At 53.7% G+C, this 18,700-nt stretch carries 17 protein-coding genes; 7 read left to right on the forward strand and 10 right to left on the reverse strand.

The window, feature by feature from the left end:
• Positions 1 to 27: 27 nt before the first annotated feature.
• Positions 28 to 441, reverse strand: coding sequence for a YqaA family protein (locus Q3O06_RS04095; protein ID WP_301817826.1), 414 nt, complete (start codon positions 439 to 441; stop codon positions 28 to 30).
• Positions 442 to 646: 205 nt separating this feature from the next.
• On the opposite strand from Q3O06_RS04095, the gene Q3O06_RS04100 reads away from it, so the two are divergent.
• Both Q3O06_RS04100 and nhaC read left to right on the forward strand, forming a co-directional pair.
• Positions 647 to 1,870, forward strand: coding sequence for a sugar MFS transporter (locus Q3O06_RS04100; RefSeq protein WP_301817827.1), 1,224 nt, complete (start codon positions 647 to 649; stop codon positions 1,868 to 1,870).
• Between the two features lie 291 nt (positions 1,871 to 2,161).
• Complete coding sequence (gene nhaC / locus Q3O06_RS04105) at positions 2,162 to 3,541, forward strand: Na+/H+ antiporter NhaC (protein WP_301817828.1); 1,380 nt, start codon at positions 2,162 to 2,164, stop codon at positions 3,539 to 3,541.
• Between the two features lie 234 nt (positions 3,542 to 3,775).
• Here nhaC and Q3O06_RS04115 read toward each other — a convergent pair whose 3' ends face one another.
• Both Q3O06_RS04115 and ybeY read right to left on the reverse strand, forming a co-directional pair.
• A complete protein-coding gene (locus Q3O06_RS04115; RefSeq protein WP_301817829.1) occupies positions 3,776 to 4,600 on the reverse strand; it encodes a CorC family transporter in 825 nt (274 codons plus the stop codon).
• Position 4,601: 1 nt separating this feature from the next.
• Positions 4,602 to 5,117, reverse strand: coding sequence for an rRNA maturation RNase YbeY (ybeY, locus tag Q3O06_RS04120; protein WP_301817830.1), 516 nt, complete (start codon positions 5,115 to 5,117; stop codon positions 4,602 to 4,604).
• Positions 5,118 to 5,236: 119 nt separating this feature from the next.
• On the opposite strand from ybeY, the gene hemC reads away from it, so the two are divergent.
• Complete coding sequence (gene hemC / locus Q3O06_RS04125; protein ID WP_301817831.1) at positions 5,237 to 6,172, forward strand: hydroxymethylbilane synthase; 936 nt, start codon at positions 5,237 to 5,239, stop codon at positions 6,170 to 6,172.
• A gap of 528 nt (positions 6,173 to 6,700) precedes the next feature.
• Here hemC and Q3O06_RS04130 read toward each other — a convergent pair.
• Together Q3O06_RS04130 and Q3O06_RS04135 are read right to left on the reverse strand one after the other, a co-directional pair.
• A complete protein-coding gene (locus tag Q3O06_RS04130) occupies positions 6,701 to 7,894 on the reverse strand; it encodes an amino acid aminotransferase (protein ID WP_301817832.1) in 1,194 nt (397 codons plus the stop codon).
• Positions 7,895 to 7,975: 81 nt separating this feature from the next.
• Positions 7,976 to 8,473, reverse strand: a complete 498-nt coding sequence (locus Q3O06_RS04135) for a DNA-mimic protein DMP19 (RefSeq protein ID WP_301817833.1) — start codon at positions 8,471 to 8,473, stop codon at positions 7,976 to 7,978.
• Positions 8,474 to 8,588: 115 nt separating this feature from the next.
• On the opposite strand from Q3O06_RS04135, the gene Q3O06_RS04140 reads away from it, so the two are divergent.
• Positions 8,589 to 8,792, forward strand: coding sequence for a zinc-finger domain-containing protein (locus tag Q3O06_RS04140; protein ID WP_002241191.1), 204 nt, complete (start codon positions 8,589 to 8,591; stop codon positions 8,790 to 8,792).
• Between the two features lie 17 nt (positions 8,793 to 8,809).
• Positions 8,810 to 8,965 (forward strand): hypothetical protein, encoded by a 156-nt coding sequence (locus tag Q3O06_RS04145; RefSeq protein ID WP_301817834.1) that lies wholly within the window; start codon positions 8,810 to 8,812, stop codon positions 8,963 to 8,965.
• Here Q3O06_RS04145 and Q3O06_RS04150 read toward each other — a convergent pair.
• The 3 genes from Q3O06_RS04150 to Q3O06_RS04160 all read right to left on the reverse strand — a co-directional run bounded on the left by Q3O06_RS04150 (position 8,962) and on the right by Q3O06_RS04160 (position 11,805).
• Positions 8,962 to 10,548: an L-lactate permease gene (locus tag Q3O06_RS04150; RefSeq protein ID WP_301817835.1), complete on the reverse strand. Its 1,587-nt coding sequence runs from the start codon at positions 10,546 to 10,548 to the stop codon at positions 8,962 to 8,964. The two genes, Q3O06_RS04145 and Q3O06_RS04150, sit on opposite strands and share 4 nt — an antisense overlap.
• 268 nt (positions 10,549 to 10,816) lie before the next feature.
• On the reverse strand, positions 10,817 to 11,539 hold the full coding sequence (lpxH, locus tag Q3O06_RS04155) for a UDP-2,3-diacylglucosamine diphosphatase (RefSeq protein ID WP_301817836.1): 723 nt from the start codon (positions 11,537 to 11,539) through the stop codon (positions 10,817 to 10,819).
• Positions 11,536 to 11,805 (reverse strand): hypothetical protein, encoded by a 270-nt coding sequence (locus Q3O06_RS04160; protein ID WP_301817837.1) that lies wholly within the window; start codon positions 11,803 to 11,805, stop codon positions 11,536 to 11,538. The genes lpxH and Q3O06_RS04160 overlap by 4 nt, the downstream gene beginning before the upstream one ends.
• Here Q3O06_RS04160 and smc point away from each other — a divergent pair.
• Positions 11,789 to 15,274 (forward strand): chromosome segregation protein SMC, encoded by a 3,486-nt coding sequence (smc, locus tag Q3O06_RS04165; protein ID WP_301817838.1) that lies wholly within the window; start codon positions 11,789 to 11,791, stop codon positions 15,272 to 15,274. The genes Q3O06_RS04160 and smc overlap by 17 nt on opposite strands.
• Before the next feature lie 318 nt (positions 15,275 to 15,592).
• On the opposite strand, the gene adhP is transcribed toward smc, so the two are convergent.
• Together adhP and Q3O06_RS04175 are read right to left on the reverse strand one after the other, a co-directional pair.
• Entirely contained in the window at positions 15,593 to 16,639 is a 1,047-nt protein-coding gene (gene adhP / locus Q3O06_RS04170; protein ID WP_301817839.1) for an alcohol dehydrogenase AdhP, read from the reverse strand.
• Positions 16,640 to 16,902: 263 nt separating this feature from the next.
• Positions 16,903 to 17,292 (reverse strand): type IV pilin protein, encoded by a 390-nt coding sequence (locus Q3O06_RS04175; RefSeq protein WP_301817840.1) that lies wholly within the window; start codon positions 17,290 to 17,292, stop codon positions 16,903 to 16,905.
• A gap of 225 nt (positions 17,293 to 17,517) precedes the next feature.
• Between Q3O06_RS04175 and Q3O06_RS04180 the strand changes: the two genes are divergently transcribed.
• Positions 17,518 to 18,696 carry a MacA family efflux pump subunit gene (locus Q3O06_RS04180; RefSeq protein ID WP_301817841.1) on the forward strand — a complete coding sequence of 393 codons (1,179 nt, stop codon included), beginning with the start codon at positions 17,518 to 17,520 and terminating at the stop codon, positions 18,694 to 18,696.
• The last annotated feature ends 4 nt before the right edge of the window (positions 18,697 to 18,700 follow it).

An 18,700-nucleotide genomic window follows, 5' to 3' on the forward strand; every position in this document is an offset into this window, starting at 1 on the left:
TGTGCGTTCGGCATTATAACGCACGGTTCAGGCGGCGTAATATTGCATTCCCCACAGAATGAAGGCGTAACGCGCCGTTTTGCCGGCAACCAGCATCAGCCCGCTTGTCCACGGATTCAACCGCAGCCAGCCGGCGGCAAGCGGCAGTGCGTCGCCGATGACGGGCAGCCACGCAAACGGAAGTAGCCAAATACCGAAACGCCGCATCAGATTCAGTGTTTTTTCAGACGGCATTTTTCGGGAGGGCAGCAAACGCCCCATCCAATAGGAAACCATACTGCCCAGCCCGTTGGCAAGACCGGCGCACAGCAACGCGCCGTATGCGTGTTTGGGGAAGTTGCGGACGAACAGGGCAAAGGCGGCTTCCGATGTGCCGGGCAGGAAGGTGGCGGAAGTAAAGGCGGAAAAAGCGAGGGCGGCGTAGGCGTAAAAGACGGTCATGTACGGTTTGTGGTAAATCAAAATGAGGATTGAAAAAATACAGCGTCGGCGTGCTTGTCGGGATAATAACGGATGTTGTCCGGCGAGGATATGCCGACGGCTTGCAAATTTGTGAAATGTCAGTATGATTCACGCCGCCCTTGAAGAATGTCAATTTTTGCCGTCCGAACCGTGCAATGTATTCCAATAAAATGAAAGGCAAATCATGTCTGCGCAATCACAAAACAACCATACGTCCCCGTTGGTCGTCTTGACTACGCTGTTCTTCATGATGGGTTTTATTACCTGCATGAACGACATCCTTATCCCTCATTTGAAAGAAATTTTCGACCTGACTTATGTTCAGGCGATGCTGGTTCAATTTTGCTTTTTTACCGCCTATGCGGTGATGTCCATCCCGATGGGGGCTTTTGTCGGCAAAGTCGGCTACAAAAACGGCGTTATCGGCGGCTTTCTGCTGACGGCGGTCGGATGCCTGTTGTTTTATCCTGCTGCGGGCAGCCATTCTTACGCGGTATTTTTGGGCGCGTTGTTTATTTTGGCTTCCGGCGTAACGCTGCTTCAGGTTGCCGGTAATCCTTATGTTACCCTGCTGGCGAAACCCGGCAAGGAATCGGCAACGCTGACGCTGGTTCAGGCGTTCAATTCTTTGGGTACGACCATTGCGCCGCAAATCGGCGCGTTTTTGATTCTGGCGGACGCAACCCAAACCGTCAGCAAGGCGGAACAGATTTCTTCCGTACAGATTCCCTATTTGGGATTGGCGGGGCTGCTGATTATCCTTGCCGTTTTCGTGAAAATGATCCGGCTGCCCGACGCGCGCAAAATTGCCGCCGAGGAAAGCGCGCACAACCACGACGGCAAAACCGGCGTATGGCAATACAAACATCTCGTGTTCGGTGCGGCAGGCATTTTCTGCTATGTCGGCGCGGAGGTGTCTATCGGTTCGCTGATGGTCAATGTGTTGGGTTATCTGAAAGGGCTGGATCATGCTTCTGCCGCGCATTACCTGTCGTTCTATTGGGGTGGTGCGATGGTCGGACGTTTCCTCGGTTCGGCAGTAATGGCGAAATTCGCGCCCAACCGCTATCTGGCGTTTAACGCATCGGCTGCGGTCGTGCTGCTTGCCGTCGCGATGGCGACGGGCAGCGGCAATGCGGATGTGGCGATGTGGTCGCTGCTTGCCATCGGTTTTTTCAACTCGATTATGTTCCCGACGATTTTCTCTTTGGCAACCAAAGGATTGGGCAAATTCACCAACGCGGCTTCCGGTGTGCTGTGTACCGCGATTGTCGGCGGTGCGGTCGTGCCGGTGATTCAAGGTTGGACGGCGGATACTTACACCCTGATGTCTTCGTTTGTCGTTTCCGTAATCTGTTACCTGTATATCGTGTTTTTTGCGGTGTACGGGTATCGGGCGGACAAATAATCTTTTTCTTGAGAAATGCCGTCTGAACACCTTTCAGACGGCATTTTTGCGTACCGGTGTTTGCGGCGTGTGTGCCGAGGTTTTAATACTTCAATCCATAAAAGTCTTATATGCCAACAAACAAAAAAAATAAAAAATTATATTTCAAAAAAATTAATTTAAATTGAGAAAATTGCCGTTTTTTTTCTGCTCAGCTTTTGTAAAACGCTAAAATGCCGTCTGAAAACGTCGGGCGGATTCGGTATGGTGTGTTAGAATCCGTTAACTTTATATCAAATCGGGCAAAGAATCATGTTTGCTTTCAAATCCTTACTCGATATGCCGCGCGGTGAGGCACTTGCCGTCGTCGTCGCTCTGATTGCCGCGATGGGCTATACCATCATTTCATTGGAGTGGCTGCCGCATATGTCCATTATTGCCGCCATCGTCGTGCTGATTTTGTACGGCTTGGCGCGCGGTTTGAAATACAACGATATGCAGCAGGGCATGATAGGTGCGTTGAATCAGGGTATGGGCGCGATTTACCTGTTTTTCTTCATCGGGCTGATGGTCAGCGCGCTGATGATGAGCGGCGCGATTCCGACGCTGATGTATTACGGTTTCGGACTGATTTCCCCGACTTATTTCTACTTTTCCGCCTTCGCGCTGTGTTCCGTCATCGGCGTGTCCATCGGCAGCAGCCTGACCACCTGCGCTACGGTCGGCGTTGCCTTTATGGGTATGGCGGCGGCGTTTCAGGCTGATATGGCGATGACGGCGGGCGCGATTGTTTCCGGTGCGTTTTTCGGCGATAAAATGTCCCCGCTTTCCGACACCACGGGCATTTCCGCCTCTATCGTCGGTATCGACCTGTTTGAACACATCAAAAACATGATGTACACCACCATCCCCGCGTGGCTCATCAGCGCGGCACTGATGCTTTGGCTTTTGCCGAATGTCGCCGCATACGATATGGGCAGCGTCGAATCCTTCCGCAGCCAGCTTGAAGCCACGGGATTGGTGCACGGCTATTCGCTGATTCCGTTTGCACTGTTGGTCGTTTTGGCATTGATGCGCGTCAACGCCGTCGTCGCCATGCTCTTTACCGTCATGGTTGCCGTTGCTGTAACGTATCTGCACAGCACGCCTGATCTGCGTCAGCTCGGCGCGTGGTTTTACGGCGGCTACAAACTCGAAGGCGAAGCGTTTAAAGACATCGCCAAACTCATTTCGCGCGGCGGTTTGGAAAGTATGTTTTTCACGCAGACCATCGTGATTCTCGGTATGAGCCTTGGCGGGCTGCTGTTTGCGCTGGGCGCGATTCCTTCCCTGCTGGATGCCGTCCGCAGCTTTTTGACGAATGCCGGACGCGCGACGTTCAGCGTCGCCATGACTTCGGTCGGAGTGAACTTCCTGATCGGCGAACAATATTTGAGCATCCTGCTTTCGGGAGAAACGTTCAAACCCGTGTACGACAAACTCGGACTGCATTCGCGCAACCTATCGCGTACGCTCGAAGATGCGGGTACGGTGATTAACCCGCTTGTTCCGTGGAGCGTGTGCGGCGTGTTCATCAGCCATGCCCTCGGCGTACCCGTTTGGGAATATCTGCCCTATGCCTTTTTCTGCTATTTGAGTTTGGCTTTGACGCTTCTGTTCGGCTGGACGGGGCTGACCTTGAGCAAAAAATAAGCGGATAAGCGAAATGCCGTCTGAACCTGTTTTCCGGTTTCAGACGGCATTTTTATAGTGGATTAAATTTAAACCAGTACGGCGTTACCTCGCCTTGCCGTACTATCTGTACTGTCTGTGGCTTCGTCGCCTTGTCCTGATTTAAATTTAATCCACTATATGTTTGTCGGATGGGGCGGATTGAAACAGAAAACGCCCGTACCGTCATCCTAAACTGTGCAGAAACGGCGGTGCTTACTTCACACGGGTTGCCATCAGCGTATGCAGGCGGCGGTTGTCGGCGCGGGCGACGGTGAACTGCAAACCGCCGATGATGACTTTTTCGCCGCGTACGGGCAGGTGCCCTAACTCTTGAATGACCAAGCCGCCGATGGTGTCGGCTTCTTCGCTGCTGTATTCTGTGCCGAAGAAGGTATTGATGTCTTCGATTTCGGTAGCCGCGTGGATGCGCCAGCGTTCGGAAGAAACGGCGTGGATATTATCGGCACTGTCGTCTTCGTCAAACTCATCTTCGATTTCGCCGACGATTTGCTCGATGATGTCTTCAAAGGTGACCAAGCCGGATGTGCCGCCGTATTCGTCGATGACAATCGCCATGTGGTTGCGCTGTTCGCGGAACTCTTTTAAAAGGGCGGTCAAAGATTTGCCTTCGGGCACGAAAACGGCAGGGCGCAAGACGGATTTCAGGTGGAACTGCTCGGGGTTGAACATATATTTGAGCAGGTCTTTGGCGTGCAAAATACCCAAAACTTCGTCTTTGTCTTCGCCGATAACGGGGAAACGCGAATGGGCGGTTTCGATGACGTAGGTCGTGATGCGCTCGATGCTGTCGTTCTCTTTCAATACGTTCATGCGGCTGCGCGTAATCATGGCATCGCGCACTTCCAGTTCGGCAAAGTCCAATACTTTTTCCAGCCGGGTCAGTGTGTCGGCATCAAAAACTTCCTGCTCGTGCGCTTGGCGCAGCAGGGTCAATACGTCTTCGGCGGAGTCGGGCTCGCCGGCAAGTCGGGAGATTAGGCGTTCGAAAAACTTGGGTTTCGACTGCGTACCGTCCATTTTAATATTCGTCCTCTTGGTAGGGGTTGGGGAAACCTGCCGCCCGCATCAGGCGGATTTCTTCGGCTTCCATTATTTCGGCTTCATCGTCTTCGATGTGGTCGTAGCCCATCAGGTGTAAAGTACCGTGGATGGTCAGGTGGGCAAAATGCTGATCGGGTGTTTTGCCTTGTTCGGCGGCTTCTTTCAAAACCACTTGCGGACAAATCACCAAATCGCCATACAGGCCGTCTGAAAACTGGTCGGGCAGGATTTCGCCCTCGTTGAGCGCGAAACTCAATACATTGGTGGCGTAATCTTTGCCGCGATAGTCGCGGTTGTAGGCGCGGGCTTCTTCTTCGTCCAGAAGAATCAGGCTGATGTCTGCGCGGCGGTATTCGTTTTTCAGGGCAGACCATGCCCAGCGGTAGAAATCGCGTTCGCTCGGAAGATTGGCGGCGGAAGAAGCGTTTTCAAAGTTCAGATGAAAACGTTGCCGCTGTAAGGATAAAAAAGGATATTGTTTGGCGCGTTTCATGTTGTCCGAAAAATTTGGTTTTTAGGCGTAAATATAACATATTCACCCTCATGCCGTCTGAAGAAACGTTCAAAATATGATAGACTTCACGCCGTTTCCATTCTTTGAACGCATTGAACATGAACCCGAAAAAACTCGTTATTGCCAGTCGCGAAAGCCTGCTTGCCATGTGGCAGGCAAAGCATATCCAAGGCCGTCTGAAAGCCCTGTATCCCGATTGCGAAGTCGAGATTTTGGGCATGACCACGCGCGGCGATCAGATTTTGGACAAAACTTTGTCAAAAGTCGGCGGTAAAGGCTTGTTTGTCAAAGAGTTGGAACAGGCTTTATATGACGGGCGCGCTGATTTGGCAGTGCATTCGATTAAAGACGTACCGATGGATTTGCCTGAAGGTTTCGCGCTTGCGGCCATCGGCGAACGCGCCAATCCGTTTGACGCGTTTGTGTCCAACCAATACGCGCGTTTGGAAGAAATGCCCAAAGGCGCGATCGTCGGCACATCCAGCCTGCGCCGCGAAGCCCAGTTGCGTGCGCGCTATCCGCATTTGCTTATCAAACCTTTGCGCGGCAATGTGCAAACCCGTTTGTCCAAACTCGATAACGGCGAATACGACGCAATTATCTTGGCTGCCGCCGGTTTGCAGCGTCTGGAATTGGATGAACGCATCCGCATGATTTTGTCGGAATCCGACAGCCTGCCTGCAGCCGGACAAGGCGCATTGGGTATTGAAATTGCCGCGCATCGCGAAGATTTGTACGAAGTCTTAAAGCCGCTAAACCACGATACCACACACGCCTGCGTGACTGCCGAACGCGCCCTCGCACGCGCTTTGGGCGGAAGCTGCCAAGTGCCGCTGGCCGCATATTGCACGGAAGAAAACGGCTTGCTGACCTTGCGCGGACTGGTCGGACACCCCGACGGTTCGGTTGTGTTGCAGGCAGACGCGCAAGCACCTGCCGAATACGCCGACGCGCTCGGACGCGCAGTCGCTAAGAAATTGGCGGACGACGGTGCGCGGGAATTGATTGAGGCGGTATTGAATACGGAAAATTGATTTTATCGAAAATTTATAGTGGATTAACAAAAACCAGTACGGCGTTACCTCGCCTTGCCGTACTATCTGTACTGTCTGCGGCTTCGTCGCCTTGTCCTGATTTTTGTTAATCCACTATAAAGAAAATAACATAAGTTATTGTTTTTAATAATTAATTAATTAATTTGTTTCATCAGTTTTGCTCGCCTTATTTCGTCATTCCCGCGCAGGCGGGAATCCAGTTTGCTCGGTTTCAGTTGTTTTTAATCAATTCTTGCAGCATTGGATTCCCGGATTCCCGCCTGCGCGGGAATGACGGCGGAAAGGTTTTTGTGGCTTCGGATAATACGGTGGCGTTCAAATTTTGAATTTGAGAATGATGATATTCGTATTTTTATTTGAGTTCATCATATTGGGTTGGTTTTATAGATGTTTTCAGCTTGTTTGAAATTGTTATAGTTTATTGTTTTTTAACAAAAAAACAGATGCCGTCTGAACTGGTTGAGGTTCAGACGGCATTTTCATATGGCTGCGCTTTTTACAGTACTTTTACAGTACTTTTACAATGCTTTCGCACAGATAATCGATGTTGTCGTCGGTAATGCCGGCAACGTTGATGCGGCCGGAGCGGACGGCATAAATGGCAAACTCGTTTTTCAGGCGGTCGACTTGTTCGGGAGTCAGACCGCTGAAAGAGAACATGCCGTTTTGTTCGATAATGAAATCAAAGTCTTGGCTTGCACCTTTGGCTTTGAGCAACTCGACAAATTTTTGGCGCATGGCTTTGATACGGCCGCGCATTTCATCGAGTTCGGCAATCCATTGGGCTTTCAAATCATCATTTTTCAACACCAGCGCAATAGTGTTCGCACCGTGTGAAGCCGGATTGGAATACAAGGTACGGATGATGGTTTTGACTTGGCTGTGGGCGCGGGCGGCGGTTGCTTCATCTTCGGCCACCAAAGTGAACGCGCCGACGCGCTCGTTGTACATACCGAAGTTTTTGGAATAAGAGCTGGCAATCAGCAATTCTGTATTGTGTTTCAAGAACACGCGTAAGCCGTAGGCATCTTCTTCCAAACCGTTGCCAAAGCCTTGGTAGGCAAAGTCAAACAGCGGCAGCCAGCCTTTTTCGGCAGAAAGTTTTGCCAAAGTTTCCCATTGTTCGGGCGTAGGGTCGATGCCGGTAGGATTGTGGCAGCAGCCGTGCAACAGGACGATGTCGCCTTTTTGCGCTTGGCTCAAGTCTTCAATCATACCGTCCCAATCCAAACCGTGTTTGGCGGCATCATAGTAGCGATAAGGTTTATCTTGGATACCGACCGCCTTGGCGATGGCGTTGTGGTTTGGCCAGGTCGGATTGGAAATCCAGATGGTTTGCGCGTTCAACTGACGTTTGGCAAACTCGGCCGCAATACGCAATGCACCTGTACCGCCAAGGCTTTGCGCTGTTTTGGCGCGGTGGCTGGCGATAATTTCGTGGTCTTTGCCGAACAGCAGGATTTGGGTTTGCTCGTTGTAGTCGGCAACGCCGTCGATGGTCAGGTAGTTTTTGGTGGTTTCGCTTTCCAACAGGCGTTTTTCAGCCTCTTTGACGGCTTTGACAATGGGTGTCGCGCCGGATGCGTCTTTGTACACGCCGATGCCGAGGTTGACTTTTTCAGGGCGGGTTTCGGCTTTGAACGCTTCGCCCAAACCGAGGATCGGATCGGCGGGGGCGGCTTCGATGTGCTTGAAGAACATAGCTTGCTCCTTGATGGGGACGGAAGGTCATTCGGGTTTGCCGATTTTACGCTGTTTTACACGGGCTGGAAACAGACGCAATCACGCCTGCCCGATATGGGCGAAGGTTTCCCAGTTTGACCGTATGTGTTCTGCAAGCAGGGGCAGGTCTTGTTCGGCGGCTTCGTAGTATGCGCCGTCCCATTCTTCAAAGTCGGGGAACTGTTTGCGCAGGGATTCGATGTCTGCGCCTCCGTCGGCGAGCGATTCGATGGCGCTGCCGTGTTGTTCGTAGAGGGCTTTGGCTTTGTCCAAGACTTTCGGCACGGCTTTGATTTTCCAGCGGCGCAGGCTGTCGGCAAGCGGGTTGCGGAAAATGTATTCGCCGTAGCCGGAGGCGATAAGCTGTACGAAGCCGCCTTCTTCGACTTGGCTGTCGAGGTAGCAGAATGCGGTCAGCGTGTGCTGGTCGTCGGACAGGCAGGAGAGGGATTCGTCGCCGGTTTGGGCGGTGTGTTCGAGGTAGGCGGAAACGAGGGTATAGAGCAGAACGGATGGTTCTTGTTGGCGGATGTCTTCCGGAAGGGTAAGCGCAGTCATGGTATGCCGTCTGAAAAGTGGGGATTATAGCGGATTGCGCCTTCGGGTCGGAAATATCCTTTATCTTGCCGATGGCGTAAAATAGGCGTACACCAACCACGTGAAGGAAAATCGAATGGACAATCTGAATCCGCAGGAAATTTCCGTGTTGCCGGAAAATCTTCCGCTGTATTGCTCGGGGCCGGACAACGAGCAGTGGAACGGACATCCGAGGGTGTTTTTGCCTTTGGGCGAAGGAGAGTCGGGCAGCGTTGCCTGTCCGTATTGCGGCACGCGCTACCGCCTTGACGGCAAGATGCCGCATCATCATTACGCCTGAATGCAAACGGCGGAAAAATGCCGTCTGAAGCCTTTTCCGGTTTCAGACGGCATTTGTTTGGCGGGGCGGGCTTGTTCCAGCACGGGTATTCTGCCCGACGCGCCGCCCGGACGGGGGAACGGCGGTTTCCGTTCCCCGCGTGCTGCCGCTATGGATGGCGGCGTTTCGCCTAGAGGAAGAAAATCATTGCCACGACGACGGCAATCACGCCGTAAATCGCCATCGGGATAACGGTTTTCTTGATAATCGCACCTTCGGAATTTTTCACGTCCAATACGGTACATACGGCGATGATGTTGTTGAGGCACACCATATTGCCCATCGCGCCGCCGACGGATTGCAACGCCAAAATCAGGGTAACGGACAGGCCGGTATCCAAGGCGATTTGCTGTTGGATCGGACCGAAGGTCAGGTTGGACACGGTGTTGGAGCCGGAGAAGAACGCACCGATCGCGCCCAGATACGGCGAGAAATAAACCCAGTGTTCGCCTGCCATTGCGGCAAATTCCTTACCGATTATTTTCACCATCGAATTGTCGCCGCCGACCAGCATCAGCTGAACCATAATCAGCGCGCCCATCAGGGCAAGCAGCGGTTTTTTGGTTTGATTGAAGGTTACGGCATAAATTGTCCAAGCATCTTTGAATTTGGTCTTATACAGCAGGATGCAGATCCAAACGGTAAAGACAAACGGAATCCAAGCCGGGACGTACAGCGTTTGGTAAGACGCGCTGACATCTTGTCCGAAAATATTGCCGAAGGTAATTGTCAGGGAGTCGCTGACGGTAATTTTGGACAAATCAAACGGCAGTTGGAAGCTGAACCATTCTTCTTTGCTGGTCAAAATGCCTTTGATGCCAAGTTGTTTGATGCGGGTAACCACCAGCATACCGATCAGCATACCCAAAGGGGCGAGTGCTTTGGCGACTTGGGCGAACGGCACTTTTTCGGCATTCGGGTCTTTGGCGTGGTCTTTGCTCAAGCCCCAGCCTTTGTTGGCGGCAAATACGGAAAACATCAGGCCGATTGCGCCGGCAACCAAAGAAGGAAATTCTTCGTTGACCATTGCCAATGCGACATAGGGAAGGGTACAGGAGAAAACGGCAATGGCGACGAAGCCCAAGTTTTTGCGGATTTCAGACCAAGGTACGATAAAACTCAAGCCGATGACGGGGATGACGAAACCCGCGAAGAAGTGCATCACGCCGGTCTGCCTGCCGATGGCGAGGATGTCTTCGGCACTCAGATTCAGCGGTGCGAAACCGAACCAAGTCGGCGTACCGACCGCGCCGAAAGAGACGGGGACGGAGTTCATCACCAAAGTGAAAATCGCTACTTTCAACGGATTGAAGCCCAAGCTCATCAGAATCGGCGCGGCAATCGCAGCAGGCGTGCCGAAGCCGGATGCGCCTTCAATCATAAAGGCAAACGACCAGCCGATAATCATCAGTTGCGCTACGGGGTTCGGGCTGATGGTCGCCAGCCATTTGCGGATGACATCGATGCAGCCCGTGGTTTCCATCATACGGTTGAACATAATCGCGCCGAAAATCACGGTAATCGGCGTGAGCGTTTTGACGAGGCCGGAAGCGGCGGTGGCGTTGAGCAGCATTCCCGCATCGCCGAAGTAGAAAAGTTTGATGGCGTAAATCAGCACTGCGGTAATCGGCAGCGCGATGTAGGAAGGCATACTGTTTTTTTTCACCATCAGCCAAATCAGCAGGACGATGGGGAATATGCTGAGGAAAAGTGCCATAACGAATCCTTTTTAGGCATTTGCATCATAAGGCGCGTTGAGGTTTGGAAAGACGTTCAAATCCCGCACACCCGATATTCTGGTTAAAAGATAAATTGGTAAGACCAATTATTATGCGTTTGCACACTTTACGTAATCTTATGTAATCGGTCAAGCATTTTATCGATAATGGCTATTAATGCGGGTTAAGGATGGCGATGATGCGGCGGAGGGAGTGTGGGAAAGGGGTGTGTAAAAAAAGCCGCCCGAAAGGCTTCAGACGGCATTTTCAGCATTTTTCCAGCGGCACGAATACCGCGCCGTCCCCGTCCACACGGAGGATTGAAGCATAGTCGTTATGCCAGTCGCCCAAAACGATGCGGGTAAAGCCGTTTTCGTGATGGATATGCTCGCGGTGGGTGTGTCCGTGTATCAGCCTTTCCGCGTTAAAGGCGCGAACCTGCCGCGCGGTAAAGGCGGCATTGACATCCATAATATCGGCGGGCTTGACCTGTTTTTCCATTTTGCTGACACGCCTGATTTTGGCGGCAAGGCGCGTGCGCCACTTCAGAGGCAGCATCAGGAACAGTTTTTGCAGCCGCTTCCGATGCACGATTTTGCGGAAACGCTGGTATGCCCTGTCATCCGTACACAGAGTGTCGCCGTGGCAGATGAGGGTTTTGCAGCCGAACAAGTCCAAAACCGAGTAATCCGGCAGCAGCGTCATACCCGCCTGCCGGCAAAAATCCCGCCCAATCAGGAAATCGCGGTTGCCCCTGACAAAGAACACGGCAACGCCTTTGTCGGACAATTTCCCGATTTCCCGCGCAACCGAAGTATTCAACTCGGAAACTTCGTCATCGCCCACCCAAAAATCAAACAAATCGCCCAAAATATAAACCGCCCGCGCCTGCCCGGCGGCGGCAGAACGTAAAAAACGCAGCAGCAGTGCGGTCAGTTCGGGATGCTTTTCGCTCAAATGCAGGTCGGAGATGAAATAGGCGGGTTTCATAGGCAGGTTTCCAAATCGGGCGGATGTCGTGGCGGATTATAACGCGCCCGGCGGCGTGGCAATACAGCAAATGTCGCGCCAAGCATCGGGCGTTGGCGGAATCGGGGTTCGGGCGCGTTAAAAATGCCGTCTGAAGGCTTCAGACGGCATCGCGGGGGCGGGATGCGGTAAGGTTTTGCCGGAAAGATATGGGGTGGTGCGGCGAGATTTCCGTTAAAATACGCTTCTTTTTTATTTTTTCCGACCATTATGCGCCTGACCCACATCAAACTCTCCGGTTTTAAATCTTTTACCGACCCGACCACGATTCATGTGCCGGGGCAGCTTGTTGCGGTTATCGGGCCCAACGGCTGCGGCAAGTCGAATGTGATTGATGCGGTGCGCTGGGTGTTGGGCGAGGCTTCGGCGAAGCAGCTTCGCGGCGAGAGTATGCAGGACGTGATCTTTAACGGTGCGGCAACGCGCCGTCCTGCGCCGAGGGCTTCGGTGGAGCTGGTGTTTGACAACAGCGACCACAGTTTGCAGGGCGCGTGGGGGCAGTATGCCGAGGTGAGCATCAAGCGGCAGCTGACGCGGCAGGGCGAATCGACTTATTTCATCAACAATCAGACCGTGCGCCGCCGCGATATTACCGATTTGTTTCTGGGTACGGGCGTGGGTGCGCGAGGTTATGCCGTTATCGAGCAGGGGATGATTTCGCGCATCATCGAAGCGCGGCCGGAGGAGTTGCGCGCCTATATCGAGGAGGCGGCGGGCGTGTCCAAATATAAGGAACGCCGCAAGGAGACGGAAGGCCGTCTGAAAGACACGCGCGAGCATTTGCAGCGTTTGGGCGATTTGCAGAACGAGTTGGCGCGTCAGGTGGAAAAGCTGGAAAAACAGGCGGAAACTGCCGAACGCTACAAATCACTGACCGCGCAGTTGAACCAACAACAGGATTTGCTCGATTACGCCCAATGGCAGCAATCGCTTGCCGCCGCCGACAAGGCAACCGCGCAGCACCAGTCTTTGCAGGCGCAGCAAGACGAAACCGCCGCGCAGGTTCAGGCGTTAAATGAAGAAGTACACGCCTTGCAGACCGCCGAACAGTCGCAGCAGCAGGCGGTACATGAATTGAGCAACAAACGCGGCGTGTTGCGCGAGCAGATTGCCCGTTTGGAAGAACAAATCCGCCATCAGCAAAACTTGCATCAACGCATCGAACGCGACAAGCAGGCAGCGCAGGCGCAGATGCAGCGCATCCATCAAGAGCAGCAGCAAATCCGCGTGCAGCTTGAAGAAAACGAGTTGCAGGCCGAAGAAAAGCAAACCGAGTTGGCGGAATGGGCGATGCAGGTTGCCGAACACGAAGAACGTCTGCCCGAATTGGAAGAAGCCCAAGCCACGCTCAACGCCGCCTTCCAAACCCAGCAGGACGAGGCAAACCGCATCCGCCGCGAACTGGCGTTGAAGCAGCAGCAGCTTGCCCATGCCGAACAAACCGTTGCCAAGCACGAAGAGCGCAAAGGTCGTCTGAAACAGGAAAACCAAGCCCTGAACCTGCCCGACGAAGCGGAAACCGCCGCCGCGCAGGAAGCCGCCGCCTTGTTGCAAAGCCGGCAAGAGCATTACGAAGAACAAATCATTGCCGCGGAAGAAGCCTTACACGCCGCCCGCGAGGCGTTTCAGACGGCCTCAAACCGCTTCCAAAACCTGAAGCAGCAACACATCACCTTGCAGGCGCAGCAGCAGGCGTTGTCGCAAATCCTGTCGCAACAGCAGGAAGCCGCCGACTTCTGGCAGGCAACCGACCACGCCGCCGCGCCGCAACTGTGGCAACACATCACCGCCCCCGCCGAGTGGCAGCACGCCTTGTCCGTCATCCTGGCCGAACGCCTGCACGCCCGCGCCGTATCGAACGGCTTCGTTCCCCCCGTGCCGTTGCCGCAGGGGCAGGCAGCATGGCTTTCAGACGACCTCTCCGGCGGCATCAAAAAATCCCTGCCCGTACAGGCATTGCTGAACCAAATCCAAGCACAGCCGCCGTTTCAGACGGCATTGCACCACTGGCTCGACGGCGTATTGTGCGCGCCCGATTTGAGCTACGCCCTCGCGCATCAAAGCGATTTGGGCGCACACCAAATCTGGCTCACGCCTGAAGGCCATCAGGTCGATAAAGTCAGCGTCCTGCTCTATGCCAAGCCCGCGCAGGAAAGCCTGATTGCCCAAAAAGCGCGCCTCGACGGCATTGCGTCCGAACTGGAAAACCTCGCCCCCGAACTCTCCGCTGCCGAAGCCGCGTTCAAACAGGCGGAAGCCGCCGTGCGCTCGTCTGAAGTGCAGCACAAAAACCTGATGCAGCAGCAACAGCAGCACACGCGCCAATACAGCCAAGCGCAGCAACGCGCCGCCGAACTTCTGGCGCGCACCAACCAAGGGCAAATCCGCCGCGAACACATCGAGCGCGAACTGGCGCAGTTGGCGGAAGAGCAGACCGTGTTGCAACACACGTCCGACGGGCTTTCAGACGACATCGCCATTTTGCAGGAAGCCGCCGCCGAACTCGAACACCAGCAGCAAACCGCCGCGCACAGCCGCCAAGAGCAGCAAGGTCGTCTGAAACAGGCGCAGCTTGCCCTGTTGGAAGCCAACCGCCAATACGGGCTTGCCGAAGTCGCCGTTCACAAGCTCAATCAGCAAAAACAAAACTACCAACAGCAAATTGCCCAACTTGAACAGCAAACATTCGATTGGCAGGAACGCCAACAAGAGCTTGCTCTCGCCTATGAAACCGAGTTCCAAAACGACGAGCAGCACATCAAGCTTGAAGAATTAAGCGAAGCCGTACAGACCTTGGATGAAGAATACATCGCCGTGCAGGACAAACTCGCGCAGATTCAGGAGCAGGGCAGGGAGCAATACGCCCGCGTACAAACCCTGCAAACCAAGCTGCCGCAGCTTCAGGCCGCTACCCAAACCGCCCTGTTGCAGCAGCAGGAAGCCCTGATTAACGCCAAACGCTACCATCAAAACCTGACCGAACGCGCTGCCGATTTGGACGCGCTCGAAGCGTTGGCGAAAGAATCGCCGAAAGTATTGAACAGCAGCATCGGCAGCCTCACCCAGCAAATCGAAGCCCTTGGTGCCGTTAACCTCGCCGCCTTGCAAGAACTCGAAGAAGCGCGCGAACGCGACGGCTACTATCGCAGCCAAAGCGAAGACGTGCAGGCCGCCATTACCCTTTTGGAAGAAGCCATCGCCCAAATCGACGACAAAACCAAAGAGCGTTTCAAAGAAACCTTCGACGCCGTCAACGGCAAAGTCCAAACCTTCTTCCCGACCCTGTTCGGCGGCGGCGAAGCCACCCTCAAAATGATAGGCGACGACCTCCTGACCGCCGGCGTATCCATTATGGCGCGCCCGCCCGGCAAGAAAAACAGCACCATCCACCTTCTCTCCGGCGGCGAAAAAGCCCTCACCGCCATGAGCCTCGTGTTCGCCCTGTTCAGCCTCAACCCCGCCCCCTTCTGCCTTCTGGACGAAGTCGACGCCCCGCTGGACGATGCCAACACCTCGCGTTTCTGCAAGCTGGTCAAAGAAATGTCGGCGCAAACCCAGTTCCTCTACATCTCCCACAACCGCCTGACCATGGAAATGGCGGAACAGCTCGTCGGCGTAACCATGCAGGAAAAAGGTGTGTCGCGCGTTGTTGCCGTGGACATCAAACAGGCGTTGGAAATGGCGGAAGCCGTTTGAACGGGTTGCAGAACGGCTGAATCTTGCCGTTTTTAATGACGTGTTGCGATACGGGTTTTCAGACGGTATGGTGAATTAAATTTAAACCGGTACAGCGTCGGCTCGCCTTAGCTCAAAGAGAACGATTCTCTAAGGTACTCAAGCACCAAGTGAATCGGTTCCGTACTATTTGTACTGTCTGCGGCTTCGCCGCCTTGTCCTGATTTTTGTTAATTCACTATATTTCAAACAGAACAGATTAAAATCAAATCCAAATCCATAAAAAATGCCGTCTGAACAGCGTTCAGACGGCATTTCGATGTGTACCGCCACGTCAAATCAGCGGTGGTGGCCGCAGCCGCATTCTTTTTTCATATCGATTACCATACGGCCGGTGATTTTGCCTTCGCGCATTTCTTGGAAAATGGCGGGAGCTTCATCCAAAGCACGCAGTTGGACTTTGGGTACAACCAAACCTTCCGCGCCGAATTGGAAGGCTTCTTCCAAATCTTTGCGCGTGCCGACCAGCGAGCCGACCACTTCGATGCCGTCCAAAACCAAACGCGGGATGGACAAATCCATCGATTCCGGCGGCAGACCGACGGCAACCACACGTCCGCCCGCACGGACGCAATCCACGGCAGAGTTGAATGCGGCAGCAGATACGGCGGTTACGACCGCAGCGTGTGCGCCGCCGGTTTTTTCCTGAATCACTTTGGCAGCGTCTTCTTTGGCGGCGTTGACAACCAAATCCGCGCCGGTTTCTTTGGCAAACGCCAGCTTGTCGTCGTTGATGTCGATGGCGGCAACGTGCGCGCCGAACACTTTTTTCGCGTATTGGACACCCAAGTTGCCCAAACCGCCCGCGCCGTAGATGGCAATCCACTGTCCCGGACGCACGCCGGACACTTTCACGGCTTTGTAGCAGGTAACGCCGGCGCAAGTGATGCTGGACGCTTGGGCGGGGTCGAGACCGTTGGGGACTTTGACCGCATAATCCGCATTGACGATGCAGTGGGTCGCCATACCGCCGTCGGCGGTGTAGCCCGCGTTCAATACGGAACGGCACAGGGTTTCGCGGCCGGTGTTGCAGTATTCGCAAGAGCCGCAGCTTTGGAACAGCCAGGCGATGCTGACGCGGTCGCCGACTTTCAGATTTTTCACACCGTCGGCAACTTCTTTAACCAAACCGATGCCCTCGTGTCCCAGCACGCGGCCCGGTTTGTCGCCGTAGTCGCCTGCCGCAACGTGCAGGTCGGTGTGGCACACGCCGCAATATTCGACTTCGACCAACGCCTCGCCGTATTCCAACGGGCGAACCTCGCGTTCGACTACTTCCACATCGCCCGCTACATTTTTATTCACAACAACTGCCTGCATTTTCATGATTGCGCTCCTTAGTTACGGTAAAAAACCTGTAAACGGAATGTTGTCCGATATAAGGATAAGCATACGCTTCCGCATCTTGCGGGTCAAATGGTATGTTGTTGAAAAATATGGATTATATGTTATATTGTAACAGTTGTGGAGGTGCGGCATAAGGGCGGCAGGTTTCAAGTTTGAAAAAACGGATGGGCGAACCCGTAAAAATGCCGTCTGAAGCTGTGTCCGGACGGCATTTTTACGGGTTTGGGGGCTTCGGCGGAGGGTCAGTCGAAGTCCGGGCAGTCCTGCCCGCTGCCGGCGGCGGAAAGCGTGCCGCCGTCGTTGAGCGTAACGATGCAGGTTTCGCCTTCGTTGGTCGCCCGATTGGGGGCAGCCTGAAGGGTAAAGTGGTCGGGGTTGACTTTGCTTAAGGTAATGTCGAAATATTTGTTTTGTTTCAGTTTGTTTTTGTCGTAGTTCTCAAACGTCCCTTTTTGGCGGTAGTAACGTTCCAAGTTTTGCGCGTTCATCAGCAGGGTGGATTTGACTTCCGACAGGCGGATGCGGCGGGTGTAGGTTTTATAGGAGGGGTAGGCGATGAGCGTCAGGATGCTGAGGATGGCGACGGCAATCAGCAGCTCGGTCAGCGTAAAGCCTTTTTGAACGTTTTTCATAGCAATGTGTTTCCATTTGGTTGTTTGTGGGCGGCATTATAACGCCGTATCGGAAATGGCGGAATATGTAAACGGATTGAAATTTTCGGGAAAGCAGATTGTATAAGCCATTTAAAACAAATGGTTATTTTTATTGTCGGCGGTTTTCCGCCTTGGATGGGGCAGGGACTTGCGGTAGAATCCGCTTCCGGTTTATGGGATTGACGCATACAGAGAATTGAAAATATGGCAAAAATGATGAAATGGGCGGCTGTTGCGGCAGTCGCGGCGGCAGCGGTTTGGGGCGGATGGTCTTATCTGAAGCCCGAACCGCAGGCTTCTTATATTACGGAAACGGTCAGGCGCGGCGACATCAGCCGGACGGTTTCCGCGACGGGGGAAATTTCGCCGTCGAATCTGGTATCGGTCGGCGCGCAGGCTTCGGGGCAGATTAAGAAGCTTTATGTCAAACTCGGGCAACAGGTCAAAAAGGGCGATTTGATTGCGGAAATTAATTCGACCACGCAGACCAACACGCTCAATACGGAAAAATCCAAATTGGAAACGTATCAGGCGAAGCTGGTGTCGGCACAGATTGCATTGGGCAGCGCGGAGAAGAAATATAAGCGTCAGACGGCGTTGTGGAAGGATGATGCGACCTCTAAAGAAGATTTGGAAAGCGCGCAGGATGCGCTTGCCGCCGCCAAAGCCAATGTTGCCGAGCTGAAGGCTCTAATCAGACAGAGCAAAATTTCCATCAATACCGCCGAGTCGGAATTGGGCTACACGCGCATTACCGCAACGATGGACGGCACGGTAGTGGCGATTCCCGTGGAAGAAGGGCAAACCGTGAATGCGGCGCAGTCCACGCCGACGATTATCCAGTTGGCGAATCTGGATACGATGTTGAACAAAATGCAGATTGCCGAGGGCGATATTACCAAGGTGAAGGCGGGGCAGGATATTTCGTTTACGATTTTGTCCGAACCGGATACGCCGATTAAGGCGAAGCTCGACAGCGTCGACCCCGGGCTGACCACGATGTCGTCGGGCGGCTACAACAGCAGTACGGATACGGCTTCCAATGCGGTCTATTATTATGCCCGTTCGTTTGTGCCGAATCCGGACGGCAAACTCGCCACGGGGATGACGACGCAGAATACGATTGAAATCGACGGTGTGAAAAATGTGCTGCTTATTCCGTCGCTGACGGTGAAAAATCGCGGCGGCAAGGCGTTTGTGCGCGTGTTGGGTGCAGACGGCAAAGCAGTGGAACGCGAAATCCGAACCGGTATGAAAGACAGTATGAATATCGAAGTGAAAAGCGGTTTGAAAGAGGGGGACAAAGTGGTCATCTCCGAAATGACCGCCGCCGAGCAACAGGAAAGCAGCGAACGCGTTATGGGCGGCCCGCCGCGCCGATAAACGA

The organism is Neisseria maigaei, from assembly GCF_958267405.1.
Lineage (GTDB): Bacteria > Pseudomonadota > Gammaproteobacteria > Burkholderiales > Neisseriaceae > Neisseria > Neisseria bergeri.